Source organism: SAR202 cluster bacterium (genome assembly GCA_016872285.1).
Taxonomy (GTDB): domain Bacteria; phylum Chloroflexota; class Dehalococcoidia; order Lucifugimonadales.
Window position 1 is genome coordinate 159407 of the sequence record VGZZ01000001.1, and the last position, 8919, is coordinate 168325.

Annotated in this window: 11 protein-coding genes; 7 read left to right on the forward strand and 4 right to left on the reverse strand. The window is 58.2% G+C overall.

What is annotated here, in order from left to right; genetic code table 11:
* The 5 genes from secG (at position 1) to hemB (ending at position 5144) form a co-directional block, all read left to right on the forward strand.
* Positions 1-216, forward strand: a complete 216-nt coding sequence (secG, locus tag FJ320_00720) for a preprotein translocase subunit SecG (protein ID MBM3924505.1) — start codon at positions 1-3, stop codon at positions 214-216.
* A 92-nt stretch (positions 217-308) separates the two neighbouring features.
* Positions 309-989 (forward strand): bifunctional precorrin-2 dehydrogenase/sirohydrochlorin ferrochelatase, encoded by a 681-nt coding sequence (locus FJ320_00725; GenBank protein ID MBM3924506.1) that lies wholly within the window; start codon positions 309-311, stop codon positions 987-989.
* A 172-nt stretch (positions 990-1161) separates the two neighbouring features.
* A complete protein-coding gene (hemC, locus tag FJ320_00730) occupies positions 1162-2079 on the forward strand; it encodes a hydroxymethylbilane synthase (protein ID MBM3924507.1) in 918 nt (305 codons plus the stop codon).
* Between the two features lie 282 nt (positions 2080-2361).
* Positions 2362-3891, forward strand: coding sequence for a uroporphyrinogen-III C-methyltransferase (gene cobA / locus FJ320_00735; protein MBM3924508.1), 1530 nt, complete (start codon positions 2362-2364; stop codon positions 3889-3891).
* 269 nt (positions 3892-4160) lie between these two features.
* A complete protein-coding gene (gene hemB / locus FJ320_00740; GenBank protein MBM3924509.1) occupies positions 4161-5144 on the forward strand; it encodes a porphobilinogen synthase in 984 nt (327 codons plus the stop codon).
* 192 nt (positions 5145-5336) lie between these two features.
* Here the strand turns inward: hemB and sodN are convergent, their stop codons facing one another.
* A complete protein-coding gene (gene sodN, locus FJ320_00745) occupies positions 5337-5840 on the reverse strand; it encodes a superoxide dismutase, Ni (protein ID MBM3924510.1) in 504 nt (167 codons plus the stop codon).
* Between the two features lie 159 nt (positions 5841-5999).
* On the opposite strand from sodN, the gene FJ320_00750 reads away from it, so the two are divergent.
* Both FJ320_00750 and lepB read left to right on the forward strand, forming a co-directional pair.
* The gene (locus FJ320_00750) at positions 6000-7097 is read left to right on the forward strand and encodes an NAD(P)-dependent oxidoreductase (protein MBM3924511.1); all 1098 of its coding nucleotides are present in this window, start codon (positions 6000-6002) and stop codon (positions 7095-7097) included.
* 180 nt (positions 7098-7277) lie between these two features.
* Positions 7278-7697: a signal peptidase I gene (lepB, locus tag FJ320_00755; protein MBM3924512.1), complete on the forward strand. Its 420-nt coding sequence runs from the start codon at positions 7278-7280 to the stop codon at positions 7695-7697.
* 67 nt (positions 7698-7764) lie between these two features.
* Here lepB and FJ320_00760 read toward each other — a convergent pair whose 3' ends face one another.
* The 3 genes from FJ320_00760 to FJ320_00770 form a co-directional block, all read right to left on the reverse strand.
* A complete protein-coding gene (locus FJ320_00760) occupies positions 7765-8187 on the reverse strand; it encodes a hypothetical protein (GenBank protein MBM3924513.1) in 423 nt (140 codons plus the stop codon).
* Positions 8188-8292: 105 nt separating this feature from the next.
* Positions 8293-8568: a hypothetical protein gene (locus FJ320_00765; GenBank protein ID MBM3924514.1), complete on the reverse strand. Its 276-nt coding sequence runs from the start codon at positions 8566-8568 to the stop codon at positions 8293-8295.
* Between the two features lie 68 nt (positions 8569-8636).
* On the reverse strand, positions 8637-8919 hold a 283-nt coding region (locus FJ320_00770), incomplete at its 5' end, for a zinc ABC transporter substrate-binding protein (GenBank protein MBM3924515.1).

Genomic DNA, 8919 nt, shown 5'->3' on the forward strand with positions numbered 1-8919 from the left:
TTGGAAACGGCGATAGATATAGTTCAGATTCTTGTCTCCACCATCCTGGTCATCGTCATACTGCTGCAGGTTAGGGAGATGGGCACCGGCCTTTTCGGCTCCGCCACGGCGGCTTTCCGAGTGCGCAGGGGCATCGAGAAGACGCTCTTTCAGATGACTATAGTGCTGGTGGCCGTGTTTGTGGTGGTATCGATTTTGAGCGTACGGTTGAATTAAAGGACCGCCTGGCTTTTCACGCGAAACCAGCGCCTCTTTAATCGAGGCGATATCCCGGCTTATGAGTGATTAGCGCGCCCGTAATTGCTCTAATGCGAATTATGACTAGCCCTAAAACCCAAAATCTCCCCTCCTACTACCCTGTCTTCCTGGACCTCACCGGCCGTCCATGCGTCGTCATCGGCGGCGGCGCCGTGGCCGAAGGCAAGGTCCAAGGCCTCCTCCACCACAACTGCCCCATCACCCTTGTCAGCCCCACCGCCACCGCCGCCCTCAAAGACTGGGCCGCAAAGGGCCGTATACAATGGCTCCAGCGCGAGTACCAGCCCGGCGACCTCAAAGACGCCTTCCTCGCCATCGCCGCCACCGACCAGCGGAGTGTCAACGACGCCGTAGCTAAAGAAGCCGCCGCCGAAAAAGTCCTCCTCAACGTCGTGGACTATCCTCCCCTCTGCGTCTTTATCGCCCCCGCCGTGGTCAAACGCGGCCCCGTCACCTTCGCCATCTCCACCTCCGGCGCCAGCCCCGCCCTCGCCCGCAAGCTCCGCGAGTCCCTGGAACAAAGCGACATCCTCCCCTACGCCGACCTCGCCCCCCTCCTAATGCGCGCCCGCCTCGAAATCAAAAAACAAGGGCTAAAAGTCCACCCCGACCGGTGGCAAGAAGCCCTGAATCATGACCTTCTCCGGCTAGTCCAGCAAGGCCACGAAGACCAGGCCTTTGACCGACTTATGTCTACCCTGACCTCCAAATCGAAAGGTCGCGCTAGATGATCACGGCTCTCGTTACCAACCAACAAGACTATTCTGTCATTCTGAGCGGAGCCGGTACTCCGACGCAGTCGAAGAATCTGCTACGCGTGGAACCCCGTTGTGAGTGCGTCGCTCACCGCCTCACAAAACCAATTTCTCAGCGTTGCCTTCTATTGCTCCAGGTCACTACCCCATGACCCCCCTCATCGTCGGCACCCGAGGCTCCCGCCTCGCCCTCATCCAGACCGAAGAAGCCCTAGCCCTAATCCGCGCCAAACACCCCGCCCAAGCCTTCGATATCAAGACCATCCGCACTGGCGGCGACAAAGCCCCCGACGTTCCCCTTGCCTCTCTTGGCCGGGGCGTCTTCGTCAAAGAGATCGAAGACGCCCTCCTCCGCAAGGAAATCGACCTCGCCGTCCACAGCCTCAAAGACCTCCCGCCCGTCACGCCTCCCTGCCTCGCCATCGCCGCCATCACCCAGCGCATCGACCCCCGCGACGTCCTCGTCAGCAAAGAAAACGTGACCCTGGACAAGCTCCCGCCAGGCGCTCGAATCGGCACCAGCAGTCCCCGCCGCACCGCCCAGCTCCGCCGCCTCCGGCCCGACCTCCAGGCCCTCCCCATCCGTGGTAACGTGGACACTCGAGTCAACAAAGCCTTCGGCCCTGACTACGACGGCGTTATTCTCGCCGCCGCTGGCCTCATCCGCCTCGGCCTCCAGTCCAAAATCTCCCAGTACTTCTCTGCAGAAGAGTTTATCCCCGACCCCGGCCAGGGCGCTCTGGCTATCGAAGTACGCCAGGACGACAACCACACCCTCGCCCTCCTCAAGACCATCGACCATTCCCCCACTCGGCGCGCCGTCACCGCCGAGCGCGCCTTCCTCGAAAAGCTCGGCATGGGTTGTAGCAGCCCCTCCGCCGCCTACGCCCGCGTCAGCGGCGACAGCATAATCATGTATGCCCTCCTCGCCTCGCCTGACAGCGCCCAGTCCTTCACCACCAAGGCCCGCGGCAACCCCGATAACCCCCGCGAGCTCGCCGCCGAAGCCCTCCAGCGCCTCATAGAAAAAGGCGCCGCCAAACTTTTCTCCCCAGAAAAACAGTAGAACCCTACTGCTGTTACAATTCACTTATGAAACTCGCTTCTTGCATCAAGCCAACTTCCTTCTTTCGCCTTCCCTTATATGCCTAGTGTTAGTTGAGGTTTGAGGCCCTAACATGAGGATTGAAGGCTTCCCCGGCAATTCCTTCTCCCCTTGTGGGAGAAGGCGCAGGTTTAGGGGTGAATCCCTAGGAACACGATTCTTTATCAATGCCACCTGCTGCGCTGCGTTTATCCCTTTCCTCGCTCGGCAAAAGAGGGGTAGGAAGGGGGCAATCCTATCCCCATGACCCCTACTCCAGCGCTCATCTCCCTCGTCGGCGCCGGCCCTGGCGACCCCGGGCTCATCACCGCCAAAGGCCTCCACCGCCTCCGCCAGGCCGACGTCATCGTCTACGACCGCCTCATCGACAAAGCCATCCTCAAAGAGGCCCGCCCCGACGCACAGCTTATCTACGTCGGCAAAGACCCTACCCCAGGCGCCGCTGCCGGCCAGGAAGACATCTTCCCGCTGCTAATAGATAAGGCCCGCGAAGGCAAGCGCGTCGTCCGGCTAAAAGGTGGCGACCCATTTGTCTTCGGCCGCGGCGGCGAGGAGGCCCAGGTCCTCGCCATGGCTGGTATCCCCTTCGAAATCATCCCCGGCGTCACCTCCGCCATCGCCGCCCCCGCCTACGCCGGAATTCCTGTCACCCACCGCGACGCCGCCTCCTCCTTCACTGTCGTCAGCGCCGTGGAAGACCCAGCAAAAGAAAAGTCCGCCATCAACTGGCAAGCCCTCGCCCAGACCGGCGGCACGCTAATCGTCATGATGGGCTGGTCTGCCCTGCCTAAAGTCGTCGAACGCCTCCTTAAAGAAGGCATGAAGCCCTCCACCCCCGTCGCCCTGGTCGAGTGGGGCACCTACCCTAAACAGCGCACCGTCACCGCCACCCTGAAAGACATTGTCCGACGAGGGCAGGATGCCGGCCTCGGCCCGCCTGTCGTCGCCGTCATCGGCCAGGTGGTCAACCTCCGCGACGACATCGCCTGGTTCGACAACCGCCCCCTCTCCGGCCTTCGAGTCCTCGTCACTCGCTCCCGCCAGCAGGCCTCTGTGTTATGTCAACTCCTCGCCCAGGAAGGCGCCGACCCCATCGAGCTTCCCGCCATCGAGATCGCCCCTCCCCAGTCCTTCGACGCCCTGGACTCCGCCCTCCGACGCCTCTCCCAATATCAGTGGGTCGTCTTCACCAGCGTTAACGGCGTCGATGCCTTCTTTGGCCGACTTCATGCCCTCGGCCTGGACAGCCGCGCCCTGGGCGGTGTCAGACTTTGCGCCATCGGTCCCGCCACTGCTTCCGCCCTCCAAAAATTTGGCCTCCATGCCGACCTCGTCCCCCCCGAGTTCACCTCCAATGCTCTTTCCCAGTCCCTCGGTCATGCCGCCAAAGACTCCCGCGTCCTCCTTCCCCGCACCGACATCGCCCCCCTGGACCTTGTCCAAGCCCTGGAGCAGTCCGGCGCCACCGTTGACCAAGTCATCGCCTATCGCACCCTCGTACCCGCTTCCTCCAAAGAAACCGCTCTACGGCTTCTATCCAGTGGTAAAATAGACGCCGTCACCTTCACCAGTTCCTCCACAGTTAACAATCTAATCGAGCTTCTTAACGGCAACTCCGGCCTCCTTGCGGGCAAACTCATCACCTCCATAGGCCCCATCACCTCCCGTACTGCCCGTGACCGCGGCCTCACCGTCGATGTAGAAGCCCCTATACATACAGTGGAAGGCCTGGTGGAAGCTATGAAAGCATATTTAGCCAGGGTAAAAGGATAAAGGTTGAAACAGCCCAGTATATTCACAATTATTCCTTCGCCCTTTAGTAACGGTCAAGCGCAACGGGTCCTAAACCTGCCGAAGGTTCAACGAGGGGAGTTGGAACAGATGTACGAACGTCACCCAGGAACTGCCTTCTCCCCTTGTGGGAGAAGGCGTAGGATGAGGGGTGAATCCCTAGAAGCACAATGCTTTATCAATGCCACCTGCCATGCTGCGCTTATATCCCTCTCCAACAAGTGGAAAGGTTAGGGTGGAGGACGTAACCCATGCCCACCTTCCCCCAGCTCCGCCTCCGCCGCCTCCGCGAAAACCCCACCCTGCGAGACATGGTGCGGGAGACCTACCTCTCCCCTCGAGACTTCATCTTCCCCCTCTTCGTTACCCACGGCCGCGATATCCGTGACGAAATCGCCCCCATGCCCGGCATCTACCACCTCTCCCTCGACAACCTTCTCACCGAGGTCAAGGAAGTCGCCGACCTCGGCATCCCAGGCGTCATCCTCTTCGGCCTCCCCGCCGAAAAAGACTCCTCTGGAAGTGAGGCCTATGACGACCACGGCATCATCCAGGAAGCTATCGGCGTCATCAAGCAGGCCACCCCTGACCTCCTCGTCATCACCGACGTCTGCCTCTGCGAATACACCAGCCACGGCCATTGCGGCGTCATCCACGACGGCGGCATCGACAACGACCGTACCCTGGAGCTCTACCAGCGTATCGCTATCTCCCACGCCAAAGCCGGCGCTGACGTTGTCGCCCCTTCAGGCATGATGGACGGACAGGTCAAAGCCATCCGCGGCGCTTTAGACCATGAGACCTTCCAGGACACCCCCATTATGGCCTACGCCGCCAAACACGCCTCCGCCTTCTATGGCCCCTTTCGCACCGCCGCCAACTCCACCCCCCAATTCGGCGACCGCAAAAGCTACCAGATGGACCCCGCCAACCCTCGCATGGCCCTCCGTGAGATCGAGGCTGACATCGAAGAGGGCGCCGACATCATCATGGTCAAACCTGCTCTGGCCTATCTGGACGTTATCTCCAAGGCCCGCCAGAGCTTCGCCCCCCCCATCGCCGCCTACAACGTCAGCGGCGAGTACTCCATGATCAAGTCCGCCGCCGCCAACGGCTGGCTCGACGAGCGCTCCGCCACCCTCGAACTCCTCACCGGCATCAAGCGCGCTGGCGCAGATATCATCATCTCCTACCACGCCAAAGACGTCGCCCACTGGCTCAACTCCCGCCGCTAGCCTCACTGTCATTTCGAGCGAAGTCGAGAAATCTCAGCTTACTGTCCGCCACCATTACGTATGGCTACCAAGGCGTACTGGTTCCATCCGCTACCGCCACACACCATTTATTATCAGTCACCCTGAGCCTAGGGAAAATGAAAGCCCCCTCGTCAATGAGGGGGCTTTGAAATCCAATGGTTAGAAGAGGCCTTAGTCCGGCACCACTATCTCCCCACCCGTCGTCTGGCGGGACGGCTTTCGCACCGGTTTCGCGCCCTTCGTCTTCCAGAAAATCTCCGCAATCTCCTGCGTCGCCTTCAACAGCCCGTTGGCAGCATCTAGGTTCCGATGCTGCCTCGCCTCCGACCCTGCCTTCATCGCCTTCCAGAAGGTGTCATGCAGGTTCGGGTGCTGCTGCACGTGTTCGGGCTTGAAGTAATCGCCCCACAACACCCTAAGCTCCCGCTTCGCCAGTTCGGCATGCTCTTCCTTCACTGTCGTCAAACGGGAAATCTTGTGGGTGTATATCGCCGACTCATCCTTCGTAGCATTGGGGCCCGGCTTCTCCAGCTCATTGATCAGCGTCGCCATCCGCACTACAGTGTGAGCAGCAATCTGCGCCAGGTGCGGGTCGTAAATGCCGCAAGGAATGTCGCAGTGGGCGTACGCCTTGCGAGCGGGCATAGCCCGTAGGACTTTGGTAATGATAGACATGCTCCCTCCTCCAAAAGTTCGGGTATTTGACCGCCGCAGTATAACCCAAAAGCCTCCCTCTGCCAACGATTATGTCTTTCCCCCACCGAAGGCTAACCTTGACGCCCACATATCGACACCTTACCTTGATTCCATCCCTCTTCCCCCGGAGGCTCCCCTATGAAAAAAGCCCTCGTCGTCGGCGGCACCGGCCCCACCGGCCCCATGGTCGTCCAGGGCCTCCTGGACCGCGGCCATCACGTCACCATCTACCACCGAGGCTTCCACGAAACTGACGACCTTCCCAAAGGCATCCACCGACACCTTCACGGCGATCCCTTCACCAAAGAGGTCTTCGAGAAAGACTTCGCCAATGAGCAGTTCGATCTCGTTGTCTCCATGTACGGACGCCTGCGCCACATCGCCGACGCCATGGCTGGCCGCACCCCCAAGCTCGTCGGCGTCGGCGGCTCCCCCTCCCTCATGAAGCCCGAGCACCTCCCCTGGCCCCAGGGGCGAGAGACCCCTCTCCCTGAAGACCACCCCCTCTACACCGACCGCGAGACCGACGAATACGGTTTTGCCGTCGCGCACACCGAGCGGCGAGTCATGGAGCACCACCAGCAGGGCCACTTTGCGGCTGTTATGTTCCGATACCCCTGGATGTATGGCCCCCGCAATGGCCGGCAGTGGATGTGGTCTATCGTCCGCCGCGTCCTCGATAAGCGAAATGTCATCATCGTCCCCGGCGACGGCAGCCAAGTCCGCCCCATCTGTTACTCCGACAACGCCGTACGCCAGCTCCTTCTCGCCTGCGATAGCGACGCCGGCAACGGCCATGTCTTCAACTCCGTCGACGAAGTCACCTATACCATCAAGGACGCCATCAAAATCATCGCCGACGCCCTGGGCCACGAATTCGAAATCGTTGAAATCAGCCATCCCCTGGCCTACGAGTTGGCCAACGGTTACGCCCCTAAATACAGCCGCCTCCTCGACGTCACCAAGCTAAAAAAGCTCCTCGGCTACCACGACGCTGTCCCGCCCGCCCAGGGCCTCGCCATCACCGCCCGGTGGCTCGTCGATAACAAAGACAGCCTCAACCTTCAGCAAATGGAAGAACTGGCCGCCAACCCCTTCGCTTACGACATCGAGGACCGCCTTATCGCCTCCTTCAAAGCCTGGCAGTCCGACGCCTCCGCCTCCATCCCCCATCCTGAAATCAAGGAACCCACCCGCGAATGGCGAGGCCGCTTCCGCCCCTCCCAGCGGGCGTAGACTATATCCTCAATGGTCACACTTCTGTGTAGAATCCCTTTATTACCGCTCACCCTGAGATTGTCGAAGGGCGAGGATCGTCTACCTCCAGAAAAATCCTCGTCAACACTATGGAAAAGGATAATGGAGGGACTTAGAACTTGCGCAATATCTCTTTTCGCCTCCAGCCACAACCCCTAGATGCTCTCCCCCTTCCTCTGGTTCCTCTCCACGTACCGCGTCGAAGGCGACAGCATGGCCCCCGCCTTCCACCACGGCCAGCGCGTCTCCATAAACCGCCGGGCCTACAAAAACTCACCCCCCCAGCGCGGCCACGTCGTCCTCTTCCGCCACCCTACCCTCCCTCACAAGCCCCTCCTCAAACGAATCGTCGGCCTCCCCACCGAGACCATCCACCTCACCAAAGGCCGTGTCCACATCAACGATACTCTTTTAGATGAACCCTACGTCGCTACTGGCAACGGCCTAAATCCCACCCTCGACCTCCAGTGGTCCCTCTCTGATGATGAATACCTCGTCCTCGGCGACAACCGCCGCGACAGCCTGGACTCCCGCCGCATAGGTCCAGTTAAATTGCTTTGGCTCACAGGAAAAGTGTGAGAAAGTAGGAACAAATTTACATGAATGGCCAGTTAAACCTGAATCTACGTCCTAGGGTTTGCTAGAATCAATCACGGACATCTCTCAAGATAGTACGCCATACTGTCTCAATTTCTTCACTTTCCACAACCATTCGTACTTGTGGGGCACGTGATAATAGTTGCTTTGCCCGATTGTGGTCACGCAAATTAGATCTTGGCGTTGGAGAAGTGATAACGGCAGTCATTTCGAATTCAGATTTACGGCTTAACTCTAGTAAGCGTCCCGCCCAAGTATTCGCCTTATCAACTATGTCTCCACCCTTCTTGTAGTCCAGGGATATCGGCTCTAGAACTTGCTGCTTTCCGTTTTGCCAGCCCAATTTAAATTCGTATTGGTAGGCATCACTCTTGATGGTAACTCCTTGCGTTAAATATCTGCCTGCACTGAGTCCGGCCTGTGATTTGTTTTGCTGAGTTCTTATACTCTCCCACAAAACGGTCTCATCCACCCTCTCTTCAGTTAGAGGCTTATAGGGTGACTCTTCCAAACGGCTCTCAATGTAAGTTCAAGCAGCGCATCCCCAATGGTGACCAAGAGTCCTCTTCAAAAGGACTTAATGATTATGGTCATTACCGCCAGTAAGGACTTGGCGAACATCCTCTAAGTTCACGTCTTTCATTTCTTTATCTATTTTATAGGTTTTGGGTATTTTGCCCATGATTACTATTGCGGTTTCAATAGGAGGGCATCCCGGCTCAAGGCAGGCTAGTTCAGTAACCATGACATTTGCTTCAGTGTCAAAAATAATTTCGCGAACAAACTCTCTTATTCTGCGAACATGAGGCGACTTGCCAGAAGAACCTTCCTTATTGGCAGAAACAAAGTTCATACTACTCCTCGATAAATATCCTGCTTCCACATAACGTATACAGAGTTAAGTGGAAGCAGGATCGTTTTTTACTTACTACAGTCTTGTCCTACGAAGAGATTTTGAAGATTGCTCCTCATTTGTGAGATGTAGTCGCCGCTCTCAGGCGCGAATTCCAGAGCTGAAAGGAAACTAAGTTCTGCTCCAACTTCTTGAGCCACCGTCTTGGCAAGTGCTGGTGACAATACCTCCTCGAAATACACGGTTTTCACTTTTGCATCTTTAGCAGAGTCGGCGATACCAGCGAGGCGTTTAGCATCTGGCTCATCCTCTGGGCTGATGCCCGCAATAGCTAATTGCTCAAAACCATAT